The organism is Terrabacter aeriphilus, from assembly GCF_039542985.1.
In the GTDB taxonomy this organism is placed as follows: Bacteria; Actinomycetota; Actinomycetes; order Actinomycetales; family Dermatophilaceae; genus Terrabacter; species Terrabacter aeriphilus.
The window spans coordinates 12,875-35,677 of the sequence record NZ_BAABIW010000015.1 but is presented as its reverse complement, the minus strand read 5'-3'; the positions used below and the strand labels follow the sequence as shown (position 1 = coordinate 35,677).

The 22,803-nt window shown below is 70.6% G+C and carries 24 protein-coding genes; 10 read left to right on the top strand and 14 right to left on the bottom strand.

Translation table 11 applies throughout. From position 1 onward, the window contains the following. From ABD979_RS11670 to ABD979_RS11640, 7 genes are read left to right on the top strand one after another with little or no spacing between them, the layout of a single operon-like run. Entirely contained in the window at positions 1–507 is a 507-nt protein-coding gene (locus ABD979_RS11670; RefSeq protein ID WP_345507648.1) for a hypothetical protein, read from the top strand. After that, positions 507–1,211: a gluconate 2-dehydrogenase subunit 3 family protein gene (locus tag ABD979_RS11665; protein ID WP_345507647.1), complete on the top strand. Its 705-nt coding sequence runs from the start codon at positions 507–509 to the stop codon at positions 1,209–1,211. The genes ABD979_RS11670 and ABD979_RS11665 overlap by 1 nt, the downstream gene beginning before the upstream one ends. Then, positions 1,208–2,908 (top strand): GMC family oxidoreductase, encoded by a 1,701-nt coding sequence (locus ABD979_RS11660; RefSeq protein WP_345507646.1) that lies wholly within the window; start codon positions 1,208–1,210, stop codon positions 2,906–2,908. Before ABD979_RS11665 ends, ABD979_RS11660 begins: the two co-directional genes overlap by 4 nt. Further along, positions 2,905–3,165 carry a hypothetical protein gene (locus ABD979_RS11655; protein WP_345507645.1) on the top strand — a complete coding sequence of 87 codons (261 nt, stop codon included), beginning with the start codon at positions 2,905–2,907 and terminating at the stop codon, positions 3,163–3,165. The genes ABD979_RS11660 and ABD979_RS11655 overlap by 4 nt, the downstream gene beginning before the upstream one ends. Further along, positions 3,138–4,028, top strand: a complete 891-nt coding sequence (locus ABD979_RS11650) for an enolase C-terminal domain-like protein (protein ID WP_345507644.1) — start codon at positions 3,138–3,140, stop codon at positions 4,026–4,028. Before ABD979_RS11655 ends, ABD979_RS11650 begins: the two co-directional genes overlap by 28 nt. Continuing rightward, positions 4,025–5,791 (top strand): glycoside hydrolase family 15 protein, encoded by a 1,767-nt coding sequence (locus tag ABD979_RS11645; RefSeq protein WP_345507643.1) that lies wholly within the window; start codon positions 4,025–4,027, stop codon positions 5,789–5,791. Before ABD979_RS11650 ends, ABD979_RS11645 begins: the two co-directional genes overlap by 4 nt. A gap of 47 nt (positions 5,792–5,838) precedes the next feature. Beyond that, positions 5,839–6,861 carry an SDR family oxidoreductase gene (locus ABD979_RS11640; RefSeq protein ID WP_345507642.1) on the top strand — a complete coding sequence of 341 codons (1,023 nt, stop codon included), beginning with the start codon at positions 5,839–5,841 and terminating at the stop codon, positions 6,859–6,861. A gap of 524 nt (positions 6,862–7,385) precedes the next feature. Here the strand turns inward: ABD979_RS11640 and ABD979_RS11635 are convergent. The 5 genes from ABD979_RS11635 to ABD979_RS11615 form a co-directional block, all read right to left on the bottom strand. Next, positions 7,386–7,808, bottom strand: coding sequence for a GNAT family N-acetyltransferase (locus ABD979_RS11635; protein ID WP_345507641.1), 423 nt, complete (start codon positions 7,806–7,808; stop codon positions 7,386–7,388). Between the two features lie 147 nt (positions 7,809–7,955). Then, positions 7,956–8,663 carry a response regulator gene (locus ABD979_RS11630; RefSeq protein WP_345507640.1) on the bottom strand — a complete coding sequence of 236 codons (708 nt, stop codon included), beginning with the start codon at positions 8,661–8,663 and terminating at the stop codon, positions 7,956–7,958. 35 nt (positions 8,664–8,698) lie between these two features. Then, positions 8,699–9,796 (bottom strand): sensor histidine kinase, encoded by a 1,098-nt coding sequence (locus ABD979_RS11625; RefSeq protein WP_345507639.1) that lies wholly within the window; start codon positions 9,794–9,796, stop codon positions 8,699–8,701. Between the two features lie 245 nt (positions 9,797–10,041). Beyond that, a complete protein-coding gene (locus ABD979_RS11620; RefSeq protein WP_345507638.1) occupies positions 10,042–10,866 on the bottom strand; it encodes a CPBP family intramembrane glutamic endopeptidase in 825 nt (274 codons plus the stop codon). Further along, positions 10,863–11,381, bottom strand: a complete 519-nt coding sequence (locus ABD979_RS11615) for a hypothetical protein (RefSeq protein WP_345507637.1) — start codon at positions 11,379–11,381, stop codon at positions 10,863–10,865. Before ABD979_RS11615 ends, ABD979_RS11620 begins: the two co-directional genes overlap by 4 nt. A gap of 241 nt (positions 11,382–11,622) precedes the next feature. On the opposite strand from ABD979_RS11615, the gene ABD979_RS11610 reads away from it, so the two are divergent. Together ABD979_RS11610 and ABD979_RS11605 are read left to right on the top strand one after the other, a co-directional pair. Next, positions 11,623–12,213 carry a TIGR03086 family metal-binding protein gene (locus ABD979_RS11610; RefSeq protein ID WP_345507636.1) on the top strand — a complete coding sequence of 197 codons (591 nt, stop codon included), beginning with the start codon at positions 11,623–11,625 and terminating at the stop codon, positions 12,211–12,213. Beyond that, positions 12,203–12,991, top strand: coding sequence for an SDR family NAD(P)-dependent oxidoreductase (locus tag ABD979_RS11605; protein WP_345507635.1), 789 nt, complete (start codon positions 12,203–12,205; stop codon positions 12,989–12,991). Before ABD979_RS11610 ends, ABD979_RS11605 begins: the two co-directional genes overlap by 11 nt. Positions 12,992–13,455: 464 nt before the next feature. On the opposite strand, the gene ABD979_RS11600 is transcribed toward ABD979_RS11605, so the two are convergent. The 5 genes from ABD979_RS11600 to ABD979_RS11580 all read right to left on the bottom strand — a co-directional run bounded on the left by ABD979_RS11600 (position 13,456) and on the right by ABD979_RS11580 (position 17,578). Beyond that, a complete protein-coding gene (locus ABD979_RS11600; RefSeq protein WP_345507634.1) occupies positions 13,456–14,754 on the bottom strand; it encodes an MFS transporter in 1,299 nt (432 codons plus the stop codon). A 45-nt stretch (positions 14,755–14,799) separates the two neighbouring features. Beyond that, the gene (locus ABD979_RS11595; RefSeq protein ID WP_345507633.1) at positions 14,800–15,360 is read right to left on the bottom strand and encodes an MFS transporter; all 561 of its coding nucleotides are present in this window, start codon (positions 15,358–15,360) and stop codon (positions 14,800–14,802) included. Continuing rightward, on the bottom strand, positions 15,296–16,132 hold the full coding sequence (locus ABD979_RS11590) for an MFS transporter (protein ID WP_345507632.1): 837 nt from the start codon (positions 16,130–16,132) through the stop codon (positions 15,296–15,298). The genes ABD979_RS11595 and ABD979_RS11590 overlap by 65 nt, the downstream gene beginning before the upstream one ends. A 109-nt stretch (positions 16,133–16,241) precedes the next feature. Beyond that, positions 16,242–16,532 carry a putative antibiotic biosynthesis monooxygenase gene (locus ABD979_RS11585; RefSeq protein WP_345507631.1) on the bottom strand — a complete coding sequence of 97 codons (291 nt, stop codon included), beginning with the start codon at positions 16,530–16,532 and terminating at the stop codon, positions 16,242–16,244. Positions 16,533–16,624: 92 nt separating this feature from the next. Next, positions 16,625–17,578, bottom strand: coding sequence for an NAD(P)/FAD-dependent oxidoreductase (locus ABD979_RS11580; RefSeq protein ID WP_345507630.1), 954 nt, complete (start codon positions 17,576–17,578; stop codon positions 16,625–16,627). Positions 17,579–17,725: 147 nt separating this feature from the next. Between ABD979_RS11580 and ABD979_RS11575 the strand changes: the two genes are divergently transcribed. Then, positions 17,726–18,304, top strand: coding sequence for a helix-turn-helix domain-containing protein (locus tag ABD979_RS11575; RefSeq protein ID WP_425583968.1), 579 nt, complete (start codon positions 17,726–17,728; stop codon positions 18,302–18,304). A gap of 181 nt (positions 18,305–18,485) precedes the next feature. Here the strand turns inward: ABD979_RS11575 and ABD979_RS11570 are convergent, their stop codons facing one another. From ABD979_RS11570 to ABD979_RS11555, 4 genes are all read right to left on the bottom strand, one after another. Beyond that, a complete protein-coding gene (locus ABD979_RS11570; RefSeq protein ID WP_345507628.1) occupies positions 18,486–18,863 on the bottom strand; it encodes an MFS transporter in 378 nt (125 codons plus the stop codon). A gap of 80 nt (positions 18,864–18,943) precedes the next feature. Then, the gene (locus ABD979_RS11565; protein ID WP_345507627.1) at positions 18,944–19,978 is read right to left on the bottom strand and encodes an MFS transporter; all 1,035 of its coding nucleotides are present in this window, start codon (positions 19,976–19,978) and stop codon (positions 18,944–18,946) included. 148 nt (positions 19,979–20,126) lie between these two features. Continuing rightward, positions 20,127–21,362 carry a serine hydrolase domain-containing protein gene (locus ABD979_RS11560; RefSeq protein WP_345507626.1) on the bottom strand — a complete coding sequence of 412 codons (1,236 nt, stop codon included), beginning with the start codon at positions 21,360–21,362 and terminating at the stop codon, positions 20,127–20,129. Continuing rightward, on the bottom strand, positions 21,362–22,750 hold the full coding sequence (locus ABD979_RS11555; RefSeq protein ID WP_345507625.1) for a DJ-1/PfpI family protein: 1,389 nt from the start codon (positions 22,748–22,750) through the stop codon (positions 21,362–21,364). The genes ABD979_RS11560 and ABD979_RS11555 overlap by 1 nt, the downstream gene beginning before the upstream one ends. Between the last annotated feature and the right edge of the window lie 53 nt (positions 22,751–22,803).

The window sequence follows — 22,803 nt, the reverse complement described above, 5'->3', positions numbered from 1 at the left end:
ATGGCTCGCACCACCGGCAGTGCCACGAGCTGGCTCGAGCGAGCCGTCAAGGACGTGCGCACGGGCCGCTTCGAGCAGACCCTCGCCGGCCTGACCGCGGCGGGAGCCGCCGTCACCACGGCCGAGATCTACCTCGCCCACGACGGCGCGAGCTTCGGCAACAAGCTGATGTGGTGGCCGGTCGCGATCTTGCCCGCGGCCGTGCCGGCGGGTGTGGCCGGCATCTTCTCGAAACGCGCCGCCCACACCGTGCTGCCGGTCGCCTCGGCGCTCATCGTCGCCAACGGCCTGCAGGGCACATGGTTGCACTGGCGCGGTGTCGCCCAGCGACCAGGTGGTGTCACCCGCTACAACCTCGAGTCGGGCCCGCCCCTGTTCGCCCCGCTGCTGGCCACCGTCGTCGGTGGCATGGGCCTGCTCGCGGCGGTGCTGCGGCGTGAGGACGAGACTACGCGTCCCAGCACGTCCCCCTCCGGCCGCGTGCTTCGGCTGGGGAGGCACCGCTGATGCCGTACCGGGCTCCGCACCGTCACGCCGTCACGCCCCAGGGGCGTGGCCGCTTCGCCGGCTTCGACGTGCTCGACTCGGTCGACGCCTGGGACGACGTCACCGCCGGCGTCGTCCTCGGCCGGCTCGCTCACCCGTCCGACCTCGCCTTCTTCACCCCCGACGAGGTGTCGGTCGCGGCGCCCCTGCTCGACCTGATCCTCCACCAGGACGAGGAGCCCCGCGTGCCGGTGCTCGCGCTGCTCGACGAGCGCCTCGCGGTGGGCGAGACCGACGGTTGGCACTACGACGACCTCCCCGAGGACGGCGACGCCTGGCGGCACACCCTGGCCTGGCTCGACGACGCCGCGAAGGAACGCTTCGACGGCACGCGCTTCGGTGAGCTCGATGCGCGCCGCCAGGCCGCGCTCGTCCAGGGCGTCCAGACGCTCTCCTCGGCCGGCAAGCCCTGGCTCGGCGTCTCCGCCGAGCACGTGTGGAGCCTGTGGACGCGGTATGCGTGCACCGCCTTCTACTCCCACCCCTGGGCATGGAACGAGATCGGCTTCCCGGGACCCGCCTACCCACGCGGCTACGTCAATCTCGGCGGACGCGAGCACTGGGAGGCCGCCGACACCGTCGGCCGGCGTCCCGCCCCCTTCGCCCAGCGGGTGGAGGCGGCGCGACAGCACCACGCCGCCATGCTCGAGGGAGGCGCACGGTGACTCGACTGCCCATCCCCTCGGGTGGCCCGCGCGCCGAGCGGGACCTACGGGCTCGCAACGACTCCGCCTGGCTCCTGCCGACCGACGGCACCCGGACCAACCACCGCCTCCGCGACGACATGCGGCGCTTCGACGACAGCGACGAGGTGGACCTCGCCGTCGTGGGTGCCGGCGCCGGCGGCAGCGTCCTGACCCAGCGCCTTGCCCGGGCAGGCTGGCGCGTCGTGTGCCTCGACGCCGGTCCGTTCTGGGACCCGGACGCCGACTGGGTCTCGGACGAGCGCGGCTCGCACACGCTCTACTGGACCGACCCGCGCCAGATCGGCGGCAGCGACCCCGTGCCGATGGGCTCGAACAACTCGGGCCGAGGTGTCGGCGGGTCGATGGTGCACTACGCCGGCTACACCCCGCGCTTCCACCCCAGCGACTTCTCGGTGCTGACCGACGACGGCGTCGGCGCCGACTGGCCGATCGCCTACTCAGACCTCAGGCCGTTCTACGAGCAGATCGAGCAGGAGCTGCCCGTCGCCGGGCAGGACTGGCCGTGGGGTGACCCGCACTCCTACCCGCACTCGGCGCACCCGGTCGGCGGCAACGGGGAGATCTTCCAGCGGGGCGCGCTCGCAGCCGGCATCGAGACCCGCGTCGGGCCGGTGGCCATCGCCAACGGCCGCTTCGGGCACCGACTGCACTGCATCTACCGCGGCTTCTGCCTCCAGGGCTGCAAGGTGAACGCCAAGGCGAGCCCGCTCATCACGCACGTGCCCGACGCCCTCGCGCACGGCGCGGAGATCCGCCCCGACAGCATGGTCACGCGGGTCGTCGTCGACGACGCCTCGGGCCGGACCACCGGCGTCACCTACCTGCGCCGCGGGCGCGAGCACTTCCAGCGGGCCCGGGCGGTCGCCGTCGCCGGCTACTCCATCGAGACCCCACGCCTGCTGCTGCTCTCGGCCACCGAGCGGTATGCCGCCGGGCTGGGCAACGACCACGACCAGCTCGGGCGTTACCTCATGGTCCAGGGCGCCCCGCAGACCTCGGGCCGGTTCGAGGAGGAGATCCGCGCCTACAAGGCCCCGCCGCCGGAGGTGTCCTCGGAGCAGTTCTACGAGACCGACCCGACCAAGCCCTACCGCCGCGGCTGGTCGATCCAAAACGTCAGCCCGCTGCCCATCACCTGGGCCGAACACGTTGTCGCGCAAGGGCACTGGGGGGCACCGCTGCGCGAGTACCTCCGCGACTTCGTGCACTGGGCCACCATCGGGGCGCTGTGCGAGTTCCTGCCGCAGCCCGACAACCGCGTCACCCTGGCCGACGAGAAGGACCGCCACGGCCTGCCGATCGCGCACTTCTCCTACTCGCAGTGCGACAACGACCGCATGCTGACCAAGGCCGCGACCGAGTCGATGGAGACGATCCTCAAGGCCGCCGGAGCCAGTGAGGTCATGACGATCGACCGCTACGCCCACCTGGTCGGCGGAGCCCGCATGGCTGCCCGGCCCGAGGACGGCGTCGTCGACGCCGACCACCGCGTCTTCGGCATCCCCAACCTCTACGTCGTCGACGGCAGCGTGCTGCCCACCCAGGGATCGGCGAACCCGGCCCTGACGATCATGGCGCTCGCCGCCCGGGCCGCCGATCGCCTTGCGGCGCAAGCTCGCCAAGGCCTGACCGAGCAGCAGGCGGTGCGAGCATGAGCGCGCGACGGAGCGACACGGCATACGCCCGCGACGACAGCGCGATCACGGCAGTCGAGACGGCCGTCTACCGCTTCCCGACGCCCCAGCCCGAGGCGGACGGCACGCTGGCGTGGCGCGCGACGACCGCCGTCACGGTCACGCTCGAGGCAGGCGGCTGCACCGGACTCGGCTGGACCTACTCGAGCCGCGCGGCCGCCGCGGTCGTCGAGGACGAGCTGACGCCGCAGTGCTCGGCCGCAGCGCCCTCGACGTGACCGACGGGTGGTCGGCGATGCGCCGCGCCGTCCGCAACCTGGGCAGCACCGGCCTGGCCATGCAGGCCGTCAGCGCCGTCGACGTGGCGTGGTGGGACCTCAAGGCGCGACTGCTCGACGTGCCGCTCGGCGATCTGCTCGGCCGCTGCCGCGACGACGTGCCGGTCTACGGCTCAGGCGGATTCACGACGCTCGACGACGCGCAGCTCGCCGACCAGGTCGAGGGCTGGGCCAAGGCCGGCTGCACGGCGATGAAGATCAAGATCGGCGAGAGCTGGGGCGCCGACCCCGGGCGCGACCTCCAGCGCGTTCGCCAGCTGCGCCGCCTGGCTCCCCAGGGCACCCGGCTCATGGTCGACGCCAACGGCGGTTACACCCTCGGTGAGGCCGTCCGTGTCGGCGACCGGCTCGACGACCTCGGCGTCGTGTGGTTCGAGGAGCCGGTCTCCAGCGACGACACCGCTGGCCTCGCCGTCGTCCGTGAGGCGCTCTCCTGCGACGTGGCGGCGGGGGAGTACGCCGCGACCCCCGACGACGTGACGGCGCTGCTGCCCGCCGTCGACTGCCTCCAGCTCGACGCCACCCGCTGCGGCGGCTACTCCGGCTGGCTGCGCGGCGCGACCCAGGCCGAGGCGGCGCACCTACAGGTCTCGGCGCACTGCGCGCCCTCGCTCCACGCCGTCGTCGCGGCGGCGGTGCCCAACCTGCGGCACGTCGAGTGGTTCGTCGACCACGCGCTGCTCGAGCCCCAGCTGCTCGACGGCATACCCGAGGTGAGCGACGGTGCCCTGCACCCGCGGTCCGACGTCCCGGGGCACGGCATGACGGTGAGCGGGGGTGCGGACCAGTGGCGGGTCGCGTGAAGCTGCCGGCGGGCCTGCCGCTGCACGTCCTGCGGGAGTATGCCGTCCTCGCCGACGGCGAGCGCGCCGCCCTCGTCGGGCCCCGCGGGGAGATCGCGTGGTTGTGCGCGCCGCAGTGGCACGACGACCCCGTCTTCGGCTCCCTGATCGGCGGACCGGGGACGTATGCCGTCACCCCGCTCGAGGAGCGTTTCGTCTGGGGCGGCTACTACGAGGAGGGGACGCTCGTCTGGCGCGGGCGGTGGACCGCCGCAGACCGGGTCATGGAGTGCCGGCAAGCCCTGGCGTTCCCCGGGGACCAGGACCGCGTCGTGCTGCTCCACCATCTCGAGGCGCAGCAGGGCGACGCCCGGTTCGCCGCCGTACTCTCGCTCGGGGCCGGCTTCGGCACCGAGCCGATGGTCGACGTTCACCGCTCTGGCGACGTGTGGACCGGTCGCGCCGGCCGGCACGTCATGCGCTGGACCGGCGCCGCCGACGCCCACTGGGTCAGCTCGGACAACCGCCTCGAGCTCGTCGTGGAGCTCGACGACGGCCAGAGCCACGATCTCGTCCTCGAGATCGGTCGCGACCACCTGCCCGAACATCCACCCGACCCGGACCCGACGTGGTCGGCGACGCTGAGCTCGTGGGCCGACGCCGTTCCGAGCATCGAGCAGACCATCGCACCCACCGACGCCCGGCAGTCGTTTGCCGTACTGCGTGGCCTCACGAGCGCGCGCGGCGGGATGGTGGCGGCTGCCACGATGTCGCTGCCCGAGCACGGCGGACGCAGCCGCAACTACGACTACCGCTACGCGTGGATCCGCGACCAGTGCTACGCCGGTCAGGCGGTCGCCGCCTGCGGCCCCCACCCGCTCCTCGGGTCCGCGGTCACCTTCGTGTCCGGCGCGCTGCTCGAGCACGGCAACGACCTCCGCCCGGCCTACACCGTGGACGGCGGCCTCGTCCCGGACGAGCGGCAGCTGGACCTGCCCGGCTACCCCGGCGGCAAGGACGTCGTCGGCAACTGGGTCAACCAGCAGTTCCAGCTCGACACGCTCGGCGAGTCGCTGCTGCTCTTCGCCGCAGCGGAGCGCCACGGGATGCTCGACCTCGACGGGTGGCGAGCGGTCGAGACGTGCATCGACGTCATGCGCACGCGCTGGAAGAAGCCGGACGCTGGCATCTGGGAGCTGGCCGACCGGCGCTGGGCGCACTCGCGTCTCGTCTGTGCAGCAGGCCTGCGGGGGATCGCCGCGGTCGCGCCGACCGCCCAGGCTGCCGAGTGGGCCGGTTTCGCTGACACCGTCGTCGCCGACGTGACGTCCGACTGCCTCCACCCGAGCGGCCGCTGGCAGCAGAGCCCGCAGGACGAGCGGGTCGACGCGTCCCTCCTGCTCGCCGCCGTGCGGGGTGCGGTGCCTGCGGAGGACCCGCGCAGCATCGCCACCCTTGCGGCGGTGCGCGACGAGCTGGCCGACGAGGGCTACCTCTACCGGTTCCGTCACGACGAGCGACCCCTCGCCGAGGCCGAAGGCGTCTTCCTGCTCTGCGGCTTCCACATGGCGCTCGCCACGCACCAGCAGGGCCACCGCGCCGAGGCGCTGCGGTGGTTCGAACGTGGTCGCGCCGCCTGCACGACCCCGGGCCTGTTCACCGAGGAGTTCGACGTCCGCCAACGCCAGCTGCGCGGCAACCTCCCTCAGGCCTTCGTCCACGCCGCGATGCTCGAGGCGAGCGCCCGGCTCGCTGACGGACCCGGCACCCACCTGTACACCTGACGCCAGCCGTCCCAGCAGACCCTGTCCGGTACGACGAGAGGAACGCCATGAACGACCCAGGCAACCACCGCAACCAGGTCGTCGCAGTGACCGGTGCCAGCGGCGGCATCGGCCGCGCCACCGCGGTCGCCTTCGGCGCGCGCGGCGCCGCGGTGGCGCTGCTGGCGCGCGGACGCGCCGGCCTCGAGGCGGCCGCCGAAGAGGTCCGCGCCGCCGGCGGCCACCCACTGGTCGTTGAGGTCGACGTCGCCGACCCCGATGCCCTGACTGGTGCCATCGACACCGTCGAGCGCGAGCTCGGGCCCGTCGACGTCTGGGTCAACGTGGCGTTCACCTCGGTCTTCGCACCATTCGACGAGATCCACCCCGCGGAATACCGCCGCGTCACCGAGGTCTCCTACCTCGGCTACGTCTACGCGACGATGACGATCCTCCCGCGGATGAAGAAGCGCGGACGTGGCACCATCGTGCAAGTGGGGTCCGCCCTCGCCTACCGGGGCATCCCTCTCCAGACCGCCTACTGCGGCGCCAAGCACGCCATCCAGGGCTTCCACGAGTCTCTCCGATGCGAGTTGCTCCACGACAAGAGCCCGGTGCGCGTGACCATGGTGCAGATGCCCGCGGTCAACACGCCCCAGTTCGAGTGGGTGCGCTCGCGCCTGCCCCGGAAGCCGCAGCCCGTGCCCCCGATCTACGAGCCGCACGTGGCCGCACGCGCCGTCGTGCACGCCGCCGACCACCCCGGGCGCCGGGAGTACTGGGTGGGCGGCAGCACGATGGGCACGCTGGTGGCCAACGCCGTGGCGCCCGGCCTGCTGGACCGCTACCTGGCCCGCACCGGCTTCGACTCCCAGCAGACGACCGAGCCGAGCGACCCGGACCGCCCGGACAACCTCGACAGTCCCGCCGACGAGGACCACGACTACGGCACGCGCGGCCCCTTCACTGAGCAATCCGCCGACTGGTCCCCTCAGCTCTGGGCCTCCCAGCACCACGGGCTCCTCGGTGTTATTGGCGGCATCGCGGCGACCGCCGTAGCTGCGGCCGTGACCTCACGGCGGTCGAGATGAGGCTCATGAACGCAGCCGGCGTCCCGCTTGAGGTCGGCAGGGCAGCCTACGGGATCAGCGGTATGGTTGCCCCGGCTTGGCTGGCCGGTCACGAGCTTCACGGGGTGCCGGACGACACAACTGTAGGGGTCGCTCGAATGCTAGGAGTCCGTCACTTGGCACAGGCCGTGGCGGTGGTAGCAGCGGGCGTCCCTGAGGCGCACCGTGCGGGCGCCCTGGTCGACGGACTCCATGCGATGAGCATGGTGGCATGGGCCGCGGCGACCGGCCGCGACCGGCGCTACTTCGTCACGAGCGCTGTCCTCGCCACTTCCCTCGCCGTGCTTGAGTGGCGAGCTGGCCTTCGAGGGACGGGATGGGCCAGTCGGTCTCGGGGTCACGCCGCAGCTCGACGGCCATCCTGATTGCTCCCTCGCGGAGCTCGTCGGGGTACTTCCTCGGTGCTGCCATGACTCTCATCCTTCCTTGGAATGAGAGCCTCCATCAGACCCGGAACGGGCCACTTGAGTGGCCTGAGCGTCGGGTCACGCATGCATCGGAGGGACGAGCCGGAACATACTTGTCATGTCGCCACGAGTGAAGCCGTGGCGCTGGTACAGGGATGCGGCGCCTTCCGTGGCGAACAGGCCCACGAAGGCCGTTGTGACTGCGGTCCGGGCCACGCGCTCCAGGAGTCGCTGAAGCAGCGTTGCGCCGATTCCCCGGCCTTGGAAGGTGGGCAGGACAGCGATGTCTTGCACGTAGTAGCACTTTACTCCGTCGTCGACCAGCCGGACCATGCCTATGACGTGCGCTCCGTCGAGGGTCACGACGCCAGCGATGGAGCCGGCCAATGATGCCTCCATAGTGTCCCAGTCGAAGGCGTGCGACCACCGGACGGACTCTGCAAGTACACGATGCTCGCCGGGGGTGGGGAGCCGATCGACGTACGTCACCAGGTCTGACATGTGCTTGTCCTCTTGAAGTCCAGGTACGCGCAAAGCAAGGTCACTGAAAACGCACGCTCATCACCGCCGAGACGCCGTTGAGCATGTTGTGTACCCCAGGCCACGTTGCGTCGTTAGGTATTTCGGGCGAGTCCCGGCGGCGGCCGGTCAGGAAGGAGGACCTGCGACCCCGGTTCGGAAGGCGTAGGCGACCAGCTGGGCTCTATCACGCACGCCGGTCTTGGCGAAAATGTGGTTGATGTGCGTCTTGACAGTGGCCTCCGACACGTACAGGTTCGCTGCGATCTCGGCATTGGAGCGCCCTTCGGCGATCTGTTGGAACACCTCAACCTCCCTTCTCGTGAGACCGTCCGGGGCCGTGCCTGGTGCTGCCGAAGCCCCTTGAGCGGGAGCGGATCTGCCTGACGGTTCGACGGGATCGCCGTCGGGGATGCCAAAGGCGGCGCCGCTCCTGAGCGTCTCGAGCAGGCGCCGCTGGACGTCAGGGTCCAAATGCACCTTTCCGGCGGTGGCCGCGGTGATGGCGGCTTCGATCTCAGCGGCGCCGGCGTCTTTGGTCAGGTATCCGCGGGCACCCGCGCGTAGCGCTGCGAAGACGCGTTCGTCATCCGTGTAGGTGGTCAGCACGATCACCGGCAGGTGAGGGTGGCTGATGGCGAGGCGGCGCGTGGCTTCGATGCCGTCGGTTCGCGGCATGTTCAGGTCCATCAGCACCACGTCCGGGTCGCTCTCCTCGACTTGCGTGATGGCTTCGTCCCCGTCGGCGGCCACCGCGACCACGTCGAGGCCGTCGATGAGCCCGAGCAGCATCGACAGCCCTTCTCGGACGACGCGTTGGTCGTCGACGATGAGCACCCGTGCGGCCCCGCCACGTGTCTCGCTTGGCAGAGTCATCTGCTCTCCTCCGCTGTGGCCTGTTCGGTGGGCAGGGTGAGACGGACCTGGAAGCCGTCCTCGGTCGGCCCCGCGTCGAGGGTGCCCATGGCCAGCTCGGCCCGCTCGCGCAGACCGGTGAGGCCGTACCCTCCCGGGGGGACGCTGGCCCCCGGCCCGGAGATCGGCCCACCGAGTCCAGGGCGGCGGGTGTCTGTGACGTCGAGGTGCACGGCTGCTTGCTCCCATCGCAGCACGACCTGCACTGTTGCACCACGCCCGGCGTACTTGGCAGCGTTGGTCAGGGCCTCCTGCGTCGTGCGGTACAGGCACAGGCCGGCGTCCGGCGCCAGCGGGCGTGGCGTTCCGTGGACGGTGAGGGTGGCGCGCAGTCCCTGTGACTGCGCGATCGCCACGAGGGCAGGGAGCTGTTCGGGACCGGGGAGGGCGTCACCGCGCAGCGCGGCGATGGCGCGCCGGGTGTCTCCGAGTCCGTCCCGGGCGAGGCGCTGGGCTCGGTCGATCTCCGTGACGAGGCGAGGGTCTGCGCCGGTCCGCTGGGCGAGCAGCCTGCCGGCCTCCAGCGACATCACCTGTCCGGCGAGGGAGTGGGCGAGGATGTCGTGGATCTCTCTAGCGAGCCGGGTGCGCTCGGCGAGGGCGGCCGCTGCCTCCTGCGCGGCCCTGGACTGCTCGAGCTCCAGCACGAGCGCCGCGGTGCGTGCGTGCGCCGCGCGGGCGCTGCGCGTGGCGGCGGCGAGCACGAACACGAATGCCAGCCCGAGGTCGCTGGTCGTCAGGGAGGTCGCGACATGGGTCGAGGTGGTGAGGATGCCGATGTCGACAGCGATGATGACGCCGGCCGCCAGCAGGGTGGCCGGTCGCGGGGGAAAACGCAGCCCGAGCCCGGAGACTGCGAAGTAGGCGAGCACGAACCCGGGCGACTGTGGCGCGGTGGCGTTCAGGATCGCACCGGCCATGCCGACGCAGAGCAGCGTGCCGGCCTCCAGGGCTCGGCTGGACGGGGTCCGGTAGAGCTCGAGCGCCCACAGACCGAGCCCTGCCCCAAGAGCACCCGCGATCGTCAGCGTCCACGTCTCGACGGCTGGCACCATCGCGAGGACGACGGCGACCGCGCACGCCGTGCCCAGCAGGACGACCCCTCTGCGCCATCGAGGGTCCTCGGGTTCGGCAGCGTCGCGGTACCAGGACCAACGCCCCCGCGGGCTGTCCGCAGATCTCCCCGGCCGGGTCCGTGCCTGGCGCTGAGGCGGCGGCGAGAGGTCTGGGCCGGTTCTCCCCGCCGTGGCGGCCGACGCGCTGTCCGGTGGGCGCGACGAGGGTGTTGCTGTCACACCCCTCACCCTAGGTTCGTCGCGGTGGACCCGCGCCGTTGTGGAAGCGGGCCACCGTCGCCGAGCCGGCGAGCGGACCTCGAGTCACGGGCGAGCAGGACGACACCGAGCGTGAGGAGTACGACGTCCTGACCGACCAGCAGTGCCAAGGACGGTCCTGAGCTGACGGCCGCGCAGAGGTCGGTCAGCAGGTGCAGGCCCATCAACGGCACGATGGTGCCGGTCCGTCGGCGCAGGGCGGCATACCCGAGCCCGAAACAGAACGCACCCCACACCTGCGCGGCGACGAGGACCACGCTGTCCCGGTAGAGCACGTTGCCCAGGTGCGCGAGGCCGAAGAGGGCGGAGCCGACCAGCGGTCCACGTGCCGGACCCAGCAGGGTCAGCACACGCCAGGCCATGCCGCGCCACACCAGCTCCTCGGTGAACCCGGTCAGCAGGTAGCCGGCCAGCAGCAGCAGCCACACCTTCGGCTCCAAAGTTTGGACGCCGAAGGCCAACGGGCTGACGGCCAAGGAGAGTGCCACGAGGAGCAGACCGGAGCCCGAGCTCGGCGTCCACGGGGTGACGCCGAGGTCCCGCCACGAGCCGTAGTGCGGCCGGACGGCCACAGCAACCACGGTCAGGACAGCGACCACCACCAGCGCCCGGAGCATGCCAGAGGCTTCACGCATGAAGAGCTTGGTGAGAAGACCACCGACGACGGTGATGGCGAGCGTCCCGGCGAGCACGGCCAGTCCGGCCGTGAAGGCCTGGCCCGTGGTGCGCGGACGGGTCAGTGCGGACCACGGGCGCGGTCGCGTCGTCGTCTCCCTCGTCATGTCGGTCATGCCGCCACCGCCGTCCGGTCGAGCCGAACCGAGCGGGCGGCGAGGGTGGCGGTGACGGCGACTCGAGCCAGGACCATGGTGAGGGCCATCAGCACGAACGCGGCGGTCCACGCGCCTGCACCGGTGATCTGGTGCTCCACAGAGAAGGCTGCGATGTCCCGGCTGAACCAGTGATCCGCGCCGTAGGCGAAGAGCACGCGACCACCGATGACGATCACCCAGAGGAACGCGTACGGGGCGCCGGCTTCGGTATGAAGGCGACCGTCCGCTCCCTGACGCACGCGGACGAGGAGGCCAGCGACCACGCCGAGCACGGCGCCGACCGCGATCCCGAGAAGCTCGAGCGTCCCGTCGTTCCCGCTCGTTGGGACATCTCGCAGGAAGAATCCCGCGGCAACGGCGACCAGCACGACCGGGAGCAGCATGCGTCTCTTGGTCACGGGGCGCGTGCCGAGGTTGGTGGCCAGGATGTAGAGCAGGAGGCCGAGGTTGAGTGCGTACTGCGCGGTCGACATGACCCGATTTCCCTCTCGTCGTTGCCGGCTCACCGTGAGCCGGCACCGCAACGGTAGGGAGACCCGCACCGTCCGCGCATCGCCTCACGGGTGGACAAGCAGCTCTCCACCCAGGGGTGGAGACGGTCCGACCAGCTGGCCCACTGTCCACCCGGGCGCCGATGCGCCCGCCGATCAAGGTCCGGCACCGTGGGCGTCGATCCGTCCACACCATCCATTCGCCCACAGCAAGGAGTGCCTCGTGAACGACGTTCCCACCCGCATCCCCACCGCCCTGCAGACCACCGGCGCCATCGTGGCCGCCGTGCCAAGCGATGGCTGGAACCAGCCCACGCCGTGCGCCGAATGGACGGTGCGGGAGGTGACCAACCACCTCGTCGGCGGCATCTGCCTCTACACCGATGAGCTCAACGGAGTCGCGGCCCGCGCCGAGCACGAGTCCGACTGGCTGGGCGCCGACGCCGTCGCAGCCTTCCAGGCCGCCGCCACCGACGACGTAGCGGCATGGGCCCGCCGGGACGCGCTGACCGGCACCCTGACTCTCGGCCTCGGGACCCTGCCGGCACCGCTCGCCGCGGTCATCCATCTCACCGAGATCCTCGTCCACGGCCTGGACCTCGCCGTGGCCATCGACCGGGAGGACCTCGCCGACCAGAACGCGTGCGCGGCGCTCTTGGACACCATGGAGCAGATGGGCGGCGTCGACGCATACCGGGTGCCAGGTGTGTTCGGACCAGCCGTCACCATCAGCGGCCACCAGCCTGCGCATCGTCGCCTGCTCGCCTACCTCGGGCGTACCGTCACGCAACCCCAGTCCGCTCATGTCGGCTGAACCCGGGAATAGCTTCGCCGGCAAAGTCGCGCTGGTCACCGGCGGCTCGTCCGGGATCGGCTTGGCGACGGCACGGGCCTTCCTGGAGCAGGGAGCGTCTGTCGCTCTGTGCGGACGATCACCCGAACGCGGCCACGCCGCTGCCGAGTCCCTGAGGGGCCTGGGTGACGTCGAGTTCTTCCCGGCCGACGTCACCAGCGAGGATGCGGTCGCGCGCCTGATGACAAACGTCCTGGCCCGTTTCGGGCGCCTGGACCATGCATTCAACAACGCCGCCAACACCGACGCCGCCACGGGTGCGGGCGGATTCTCGGACATGACCCTCGCCGAGTTCGAGGGCATCGTGCGCGCGAGCCTGACCAGTGTCTGGCTGTGCCTCAAGCACGAGCTGCCTGCCTTGCTGCGCAACGGCGGCACCGTCGTCAACACCTCGTCGATGGACGCCCAGCTGAGGATGCCCGGGACCGGTAGCTATGCCGCCGCCAAGGCCGGCGTCGAAGCCCTCACGGTCGCCGCCGCCAAGGAGTTCGCAGCCCGAGGGGTGCGAATCAACGCTATACGCCCGGGCGCCATCCGCACCCCCATGCTGGAGAAGAACCTGCAGGGCACCACCAAGGCCGACCGCCAAGCGAAGCTCGACCGATACCACTCACTCATCGCCCTCGGACGCATCGGCGAGCCGCATGAGATCGCCGACACGGTGCTGTGGCTGTCCGCTCCGCAGTCGTCCTACGTCACCGGGCAAGTCATCACCGTCGACGGGGCGATGGGGTTATGAGCGCGCGATGGGCCACCTGTGAATGGAGGCTTCGGGATACCTCGCGTCCTGACATGCGTCCTGGCCCGGCTCGGTTCCGAGCTCGTCCTCGACCCGGCTGCCACAACGACTTCATCCTCGTGGCCGCCTCGGTCCGAAGAGGCCGGGTTCTCGACGCGGGAAGGCGTACTCCCGGGCTTCCGGAACGGGTGGCGAGTCGCCGGCGTGCGATCGACAGGATGAGCGATTCCGACCTCCGTCGTTGTCAGGCGCTCCTTCCGCGTCTGGTGGGTCGGAACGCGCACCCGATGCACCAGGCGGGAGCAGCGCAGCAGCGTCCCGGGCATCAGGCCGATGAGCGCTGGCATGCGCGACTGCGAGGACAGGACCGCCAGCCGTACATCGTGGTCAGGGCCTGGGCGGTCACTGCGCCGGCCGCGCCGACGCGGTACTCCGGCAGGGACAGCCCGCTGTGCGGTCGGAGGTCAGACCTCCCCGACGGCGGTCACTGTCTGTGCCCGTGGCAGCTGACGCACGGCTGGGACAAGGGCGACGGCGACGGCGACAGTCACACCCAGGACGGTCATGGCGAGCAGAGCGTGGTGCTGCCCGATGGCGACCGTGACGAACCCGATGAGCAAGTTGCCCAGCGGAATCACGCCGGCGCTGGTGAGGTAGTCGTAGCTGGAGACACGTGAGAGTGCGCGGTCGGGCACGTGCTCCTGGAGCGACGTCTCCCAGAGCGTGAAGGTACCGGTGACGCAGATGCCAGCCAGTACCTCCAGCCCGGCGATCGACCACTCACCCAAACCGCTGCCGATGAACGCCGCCTGACACGATGCACCGATCAACATCAGGCTCGCGACGCGAAGCGCGAAGCGTGGCCTCCAGCGCAGCAGGAGCACGTCGCCGACGACGCAACCGACGCCGAATCCAGCCGTGATGATGGCCCAGGACCTTGCGCCGTCCAGCTCCTCCTCGGCGAGCACGGGCCCGAGCACGAAGATCGCGGGGAGCACGATGACGTGGTAGCTGCACATGCCGCCGAGGAACGAGGTGACCCATGGGCGGCTGCGCACCTCCGACCAGCCTTCCTTGAGGCTGGACAGGAAGTGAGTCGTCGTTGCGTCGGGGTCCTCGTCGTGCAGCACCTGGGCGGCCACTCGCGTGCGGATCGGGATGAGACAGGCGATCGAGACCGCGAACGTCCCGGCGTCGAAGAGGAAGGCGCCTCCCGGCCCCGCTACGGCGACGAGAAATCCGGCCAGCACGGGGCCGACGATCGAGCTGGCGGAGAAGCTGAGACCACGAAGGGCGTTCGCCGGTTGCAGGTTGGTGGGAGACACGGTGCCGGGCAGCAGCCCGGTGAAGGCTGGGGCGAAGAAGGAATCTGCTGCACCGTACAAGGCCGCCAGGAGAGCGAGATGGAGGACGTGCGCAGCCCCAGTCACCACGAGGATGCCGGCCGCGAGCTGGCAGGATAATCGTGTGACGTCAGAGGCGATGAGGATCTTCTTGCGATCGAGCCGGTCGGCCCACACACCGGCCGGCAGTGCCAGCACCGCGAAGGGGATGAACTGGGCGGCCGACACGATCGCCACGTCACCCACGCTGCCGCCGACGGCCAGGACCGCGAAGGGAAGAACGACCATCATGACGCGGTCACCCAGGATGGAGAGCACCTGACCGGTGAAGAGGAGACGGTACTGGGGCTCCTCACGGAGCACCGACGGCATCTGGGGGCGCCAGAAGCGTGGTCGGTCGAGAGGTTTGCGGGTGCTCACGGTGTCAGCACCTCGACGTGCTGCCGTGATGCTCGAGGGTGTGGCTCATCCACGTCTCCGGACATGACATCGATGGTCCAGCGTCCATGGAGTGCCCCATCGGCGAGCTCGACGAACAGGGATGATGGCGGCGGCACCGAGCAGGGCGCAGGTGCCAGCCACGAGATAGAGGGTGGAGTAGCTGTTCTCGCCGGCGCCGAGCACGACTGGCGCCAGAGCGGGCGCGAGGGCGAAGGGCAGGGCGCCGGCGATGTTGAGTACGCCAAGGTCCTTGGCTGCGGAGCCGGTGTCCGGGAGGACGTCGACGACGAGGGCAAGGTCGACGGCCATGTACATGCCGAATCCCAGACCTCCGATGCCCATGCCGAAAAGGTAGCCCCCGCCCCCGCTGGCCGTGGCGATGATGAAGAGGGCCGCCACGTAGATCACCGCGGCGGCCACGACGAAGACCTTCCGTCGCTGAGGTCGATCGGACCACCGGCCGGTGACCGGGGAGGCGATGACGAGGACCACGGACTGCGCCAGGGTTCCGAGGTAGACCTCATGTGCGACCTCGCCTTCGAGGACGCCGGCCTCGTCGATGAGGTAGTAGGCCTGGTAGGTCACGAGGAACGCGTACGCCATGACGAACATGAACCGGCTGGCGAACGCCCACGCGAAAGTCGGGGTTGGCGCGTGGGTTGACGTAGAACGTCTCCACCAGCTGCCGGAGCGACCACGGCGGCTTGTCGGTCGGGTCGAGATGGTGGTCGTTCAGGGAAGTGGTGAAGACGACGACGAGCGTGCCGCCCGGCAGCAGGGGGGCGAGGAACGTCATCAGCTGTCGTCCCTCGAAGGCTTGGACCAAGTAGGTGGCAGCGACGGAGGCCGCCGGGAGGCAGACTCCGAGGACTCCGGAGACGAGGCCGCGCTGGGCCGTCGGCACGTGGTCGGGCAGGATCGCGACCTGGGCCGCGAGCAGGGCGTTGAGGAAGATCTGAACCACGCACCAGCCGACGAGGACGACCAGGATGCTGGAGACGAGGGCGATCGTTAGGGTTCCCACCGTGCCGCCCAGCAGACCGATGACCATCCACGGTCGTCGCATACCAAGGTGTGACGTCGTGCGGTCGCTCAAGCGGCCGAAGAGCGGGTTGCTCACGATCGCGAGCAGCGAGCCGACGCCGGTGACGAGCGCGAGGTTCCTCGGGGCGTCGGCGATGCCGACCAGGTCGTCGACCTTGAGGGCCAGCGACACCAGCAGGGGGCCGAGGAAGAGGAGCGATCCCCCCGCGTACGAGAGTGCATATAGCGCCAGGAACCGCCGCCCGACCCGTTGCGGGCCGAGCGGCGCGGGACTGACGCCTCGAGCGACCGAGTGAGGATCAGCAGGTTGCATCTCGCCTGCTGGGCCTTGGGGTGGACCCGGTCGGTCACCAGCATCCAGCAGGGGGTTGCCGGCGCCAACGAGGTCCGGTTGGGGGACCGGTCCAGGAGTCCGGGCCGGGTCAGGCGGCTCGCCGGGACAGCAGCCGCATCCGCACGCGGTGCAGTCGCGGCATGATCCCGTAGATGACGATCGGGACTGCGATGGTCGCCAGCACAAAAGTGCGCAGGACGGGGCCGGTGGCAGCGAGCCACGGGCCGATCGCCAGGTTGAGCACGGTGAGGGTCGGGAAGACGGCGATCCAGATCATCAGGGCCAGCTGGTGCTTGCTGGGCGGCCCAGCGGATTTCGGTGCGACCGGGTGTGCTGCGGTCGTCGGGTCGGGCTGGGGCGTGGGCTGGGCGTTGGGCATGCTGAAGCTCCTTGCGGCGTGAGAGGAATGCCGTCACCGGCGACGCCGGGCGCGGCCGGTGGGTCGATGGGGCGGGAGGGGCCGGGAGAGGCTCAGAGGGGGAGGCCGAGCCTGGATTTCGTGACGGCGATGCGGACGTCCTCGTCGACGAGGTCGTTGTTGATGGCTATGGCTGCGGACGAGCCCTCGCCTGCGGCGGTGATGACTTGGGCGCGCGGGTTGACGGCATTCCCGGCCGCCCATACTCCGGCGATGCTGGTCCTCCCGGTGGCGTCGACCGCGACCCAGCCGTTGTCGTGTTTCGCGCAACCGAGGCCGGTCAGCAGCGTGTCGTTGGGGACGAACCGGGGGCGGACGAAGACCGCGGCTCGGGGGACCACCTGACCCGTCACCAGCTCGACCCCGGTGAGTCGGTCGTCCTCGACGACGAGCCCGGCGACCGGGGCGTCGACGACGCCGATGGCGCGGGCCGCGAGGAGCTCTCGCTGGTCGGCCGTGAGCGGGTCGCCGTGGGCGAAGAAGACGACGTCGGGTGACCACTGCCGGACGAGGTGGGCGTGCGCGAGCGCCTCGGGTGAACCACCGAGCACGCCCAAGGGCTGGTCGCGGACCTCATGGCCGTGGCAGTACGGGCAGTGCAGCAGGTCACGGCCCCAGCGCTCGCGCACTCCCGGGAGGTCAGGGATGTCGTCGCGCAGCCCGGTCGTGACCAGGACGCGACGGATTCGAAGGGTGGATCCGTCGTCGAGGATGACCTCGAAGCGCAACTGCCCGGCGGCCGGGGCGGCCGGGAGGTGGCTGATGCTGCCGACGCGGCCGGACAGCAGGTGCCCGCCGTAGCCGGCTACCTCTCTCCGGCCAGACGCCAGCAGCTCGGTGGGCGGGAGGCCGTCGGAGCCCAGGAAGCCCTGCATGTGGGCGGCAGGCGCGTTGCGTGGCTGGCCGGCGTCGATCACGGCCACTCGCCGCAGCGCTCGCGTCAGCACCAGGGCTGCGGAGAGGCCGGCGGCGCCTCCGCCGATGATCACCACGTCGTATTCGTTCATGCCATGAGAGTCACCCTCGCCAGGACTCCACGGCAACCACTGTTGCTGATTCCGGGAATCGCACGATGCAATGGCTTCGTGACGACGCCGAAGAAGGAAAGGTCACCCAGCTCCGCGGAGTCCGCGGCACACGGTCTCGGGTCACCGTTGGAGCAGGCCCTGGCGGGTGTCGGGCGGCGACTGCGGCGGGTGCGCGCGCAACGCGGGTTCACCTTGACCGACGTGGCCGAACGGACGGGCCTGTCCAAGAGCACCCTGTCGCGGCTCGAGAACGGGCAACGCCGGCCCAGCCTGGAACTGCTGCTCCCGCTAGCCCATGTCTACCGGGTGCCGATCGATGACCTGGTCGGAGCCCCCGAGGTGGGAGACCCACGGGTCAGGCTCAAACCCCGGCACGTGAACGGACGCACCGTCCTCCCGCTGACGCGATCGGGTGGGGTGCAGGCGTGGAAGATCATCGTCCCGGCATCCCAGACGACACCACGCACCCGCGGACACGAGGGTTTCGAGTGGCTCTACGTGCTGTCCGGCAGGATGCGGCTCATCCTCGGCGACCAGGACTTCGTCCTGGGTGTGGGAGAGGCGGCCGAGTTCGACACTCGGGTGCCGCACTGGTTCGGCAGCACCGGCGAGGGCCCGGCCGAGGTGCTCAGCATCTTCGGACGCGTCGGCGAACGCATGCAGGTGCGGGCCTCCGGCGGCACCGAAACAGAGCCGCACCAGTAGCCGTGGGCGCACGCCTCTGGCTGACGATGCCTGGACTCGGTTCGGGGACGCCGCCCACGGTGTCGCCGATGGCCGGCTGCAGCTGCGCCCCTCGTCTACACCCGTCTGCGCTTTCGCGACCGAAGGGGGGGCGTCGGATGGTTGACCCACCCGCGGAGACCAAGACGCTCGTCCATCGGACTCACCGGGAGCCGGGTCGGGTGCACGCGATGGTGGAGCCGAGTGCGGCGGTGATGAGTGCGACGGCAGCGGCTGCAGTGAAGGCGGCGGAGAAGCCGTTGGCGCCGAGGTGGCCGGAGGCGGGTGCAGCCATGGAGACGCCGATGGCGGTGAAGGTGGCGGTGCCGAGGGCGGCTCCGACCTGGGTGGCTGAGCCGGCGAGGCCGGATGCGAGTCCGGTGTGGGTGGCAGGGGCGGCGGAGGCGATGACCATGGTGGTGGGGGTGAAGCTGAGGGCGACGCCGACCGCGACGAGCAGGAGCCCGGGGAGGACGGCGGTGGCGTACCCGTTGTCTCGTGGTGCGTAGGCGAGCCAGAGCTGGCCTGCCGCGAGAACCACGAGGCCGGCAAGGAGGGTGCGCTGCGGGCCGAACCTTCGCAGGATCCGTGGGAGGAGGGCGAGGGAGAACGCAAACCCGGTCAGGGAGGTGGGGACCATGGCGAGTCCGGCCTGCTGGGGGCCAGGTGCAGGGCCTGCTGGAGGTAGAGGGCGACGAGGACGAAGGTCGAGGCTCGGGCGGCGCCGCCGAGCACGGCGAGGGCCACCCCTGTCCTCATGGTTCGGGACGCGAAGAGCTCGAGGGGTACGAGGGGATCGGTGGTGCGGCGTTCGACGGCGATGAAGACGGTGAGGAGGGCGGCGGAGGCCGTGAGGCTGCCCCGGACGGTCGGGGCGGTGAGGCCGCCGTCGGCGATGCCCAGGGCGCCGTGCACGAGCGCGATGACGGCGCCGGTGATGGCGGCGGCACCGTGCCAGTCGAAGGGGCGGCGAGGGCCTCGTGCGCCTACGGGGAGGACGGAGCGGGCGAGCGCGACGGCGGCGATGGAGATGGAGATGGGCACGGTGACGTAGAAGACGGAGGGCCAGCCGAAGATGCCGACGAGGAGTCCGCCAGCCATGACCCCGGTGGCTCCGCCCACGGCTGAGGCGGCACCCCGCATGCTCATGGCGCGGGCTCGTTGGGGTCCGGGGTAGGTCAGCAAAAGGAGGGACATGGCGGCTGGGCTGAGTGCTGCGGCACCAGCGCCTTGGATGATGCGGCCGCTCATGAGGAGCGCGGGGTTGGTCGCGAGGGCTGCGAGCAGGGTGCCGATGGTGAACAAAGCGGAGCCGGCGGTGAACAGGCGGCGGCAGCCGAAGAGGTCTGCGGCGCGACCGGACAGGAGCAGCAGGCCGCCGAAGGTGAGGACGTACGCGTTGACGACCCAGGTGATGGCCGTGGCGCTGAGTGCGAGGTCCCTCTGGATGGAGGGGAGGGCCACGTTGACGATGGAGGTGTCGAGCATGACGACGAACTGCGCGGAGACGAGGAGTCCGAGCGCGACCCATTGGCGTTGACGGGCCCGCGGGTCGGCGGTGTCGATGGTGTCGATGGTGTCGATGGCGGGTGTGCTGGTGGGGTCGGCCGAGCGGGTGTCGGGTGCAAGGGTGCTGGGTGCGGGGGTGGCGGACACGGTGGGCTCCTTTGGGTTGGCACGGGTTTGTCATCCATGTCCAAGGCGCCGGTGGGGTGGCGGTGTCCGCGCCGGTGAAATGGCCGGGTTCGGAACGGCCCCGGGTCTGGTGGACGTTCTGGCTCGTCATCGGCCCGATGATCCGACGTCAGGCGTCGGGTAGAGGTCGGCGATCAGTGCGCGGATCGCGAACGGCCACAACGTGTCCGGGTCGGGTCCTCCTCCAAGCCTGACCACGACTGTCTTCGTGGCGGGCGACACGTAGATGATCTGGCCGAGGTTCCCGCGAGCCATGAAGTCGTAGGTGTCCATCGGCCCCCCGAAGACCCCACCAGTGGTAGCCGTAGTAGCCGAGCTCCTTCCATCGCGGCGCCGTGAGCCAAGGGCGCGTGTCACCCGCGTCGGGCACGGTGGCGGCGCGCACCCATCCGCTCGGGACGACTTGCGCACCGGCCCAGCGGCCGTCGTGCAGGTAGAGGAGTCCTAGCCGCGCGAAGTCGAGAGCGCGGGCGTTGAGGCCGGCCTCCGGCTTCTCGAAGCCGTCGGTGTCGCTGTCCAGGCTCCAGGACGCGGGGAACTCCATCTGCAGCGGCGACCACAGCTTCGCCGACAGGTAGGACGTCAGGCTCTGGCCGGTCACCCGCTCGAGGATGATCCCTTCGAGGAGCAGGTAGTAGTCGTTGTATCGCAACGCCTGCGCGACCGGCTCGGCGCCCGCTCGCACACCGAGCGCGATGGACCGCAGGTCCGGTGAGTAGTAGACGCGCGGGTCGTCGCTGAACGCGGCCAGCAGCGGGAACACGGCGCCGACCTGGTCGAACCCGACGCCCGAGCTCATGGTGAGCAGGTCACGGATGCGGAGGTCGTCGAGCCCGCGGCCGAGCAGCTCGGGGAGGTAGCCGACGACAGGGTCGTCGACTCTTCGGATCCTCCCGTCATGGATCGCGATCCCGATGAGCGTGGACATGAACGACTTCGTGACCGAGAAGCCCGGTTGCACATCGTCGCGATGCGCGCCGTTCGGGTAGGCCTCGTAGACCACCGCATCGTCGTGCACGACGACGAACGCGCGCGCGTTGGTCTGCGCGAAAAGATCGCTCCAGCGGGCGACCCGCTTCTGCGAGACGTCGAAGAAGTCGGGCACCGCGACGGTCTCCGGGAAGGTTGGCATGGGTGAGGTCGCCAACGCGGCGTGCACGCCCGTGCTCTCCACCGAGCGCTGAGGGAAGATCCGCCAGGTGTCTACGCTGGGGCGACCGTTGGTGGCCATGCGGTAGGCGGCAACCGGACCGCGCACCGCAGCGAGGGTTCCGAGGTACGCGAGCAACGCACTTACGACGACGATCGCGGCCAGTCGCGGCACACGGCGGCAGACCGGTCCCATCAGCCGAAGGCGCGGAGGTGGGCTGGCGAGCTCGACCTCGTGGCTGAGCTCGTGCGTGCACGGCGCACCACGGTGGGTGCCGCCGCTGCAGTAGCAACCAGGAGCAGACCGAACACGAGCAACACGGGGATTCGGACGCCGCTGCCGGCGTCCTCCAGGCGCAGTTGGGTGGCCGGATAGTCCATCATCTTCGCGGCCGAGAGCGCGGCCGCTCGGCCGGCGTGGGCGGACAGGTACTGCAGGGCGCCGTCGAACCCGGGCGACCTGCCGGATCCGTGGACGGCGTCGACGGGGACGCGGTTCTTCTCAGCCCAAGCCCGGAGGGCGGGGTCGAGTCCCGCGATGCCCGCCGGTCCGGGGACAGCCAACAGGTTTGGCGTGGGGGCCTGACCGACGCTGCTCGTGTGGAGCACCAGCCCGTGACTGGTCATGACGGCTCCGGTGGAGCTGACGGGGATGGGTCGGGCGGCGTAGGACACGTCGTACACCTCGAAGGTGCTGGCGATGTCGATCTCGCTGATGCCGTTGGTCAGGGCGATGCCGAGGGTGGGCCGGCCCCAGGGGATGACCACGTTCAGGGCGATGGGCAGGTCGGTGGGGGCGAAGGACCGGGTGGGGATGTCGGGCGACTGGGTCAGCGACCAGTTCGGGTATGCCACGAGTCGGCCGACGCGCGTGGCCTCGTCGGTGCCGGCGAGGTCGGCCATGACGCGCAGCGCTCCGGGGATGCCGGAGGTGACGCCGGCGGTGGAGGTGATCGCTCCATCCCGGACGTACCTCTTGCCGGCAACCCAGTGCACTGCCGGGTACTTCTTGGCGTAGGCGCCCAGACGGGACCAGTGGGCGGTGGCCGTGCGTCCGTCGAGGAGGCCGGCAGCGGCCAGGATCTCGGCGCCGTTGCACACGCTGAGGATTCGTGCGCCGGCGGCTGCCTGCTGGGTGACCCAGTCGCGCAGGGACGCTTCGGCTGGTCCACTCGCGGCAGCGACGGCGGGGACGACGACGACGTCCGGGCGGGGTGCGCGCCCGGAGGACGTGTCGGCGAAGGTGTACGTGGGGACGATGGCCGGGCCGCCCTGCGTGGGCTGGGGGCTGGGGGTCGCAGCGACGGCGTACACGGAGAACGCCGGGGAGCTCGCGAACACCTCGAACGGGGCGAGGGCGTCGCTGCCGACACTCCCGGACGCGCCCAGGGCGACGGCGACGTGAATGGGGCCGTTCGAGGATGGGCGGCTGGCGGGAAGGTCCCGGACAGGGAGGGTGGGTGCTGGGCTGTTGGCTTGGGCTGTGGTGACCCATCCTCCAGCGAAGACCAGGGCGGCCAGGGTGGTGACGGCGAGGGTGGTGGAGGCGGCGATGCGCAGGGCGCGGCGACCGTGGGTGGGCATGAGGGTCTCCAATCGGGTGCGGCGGGAGTTCGGTGCTGCGCAGACGCTGACGA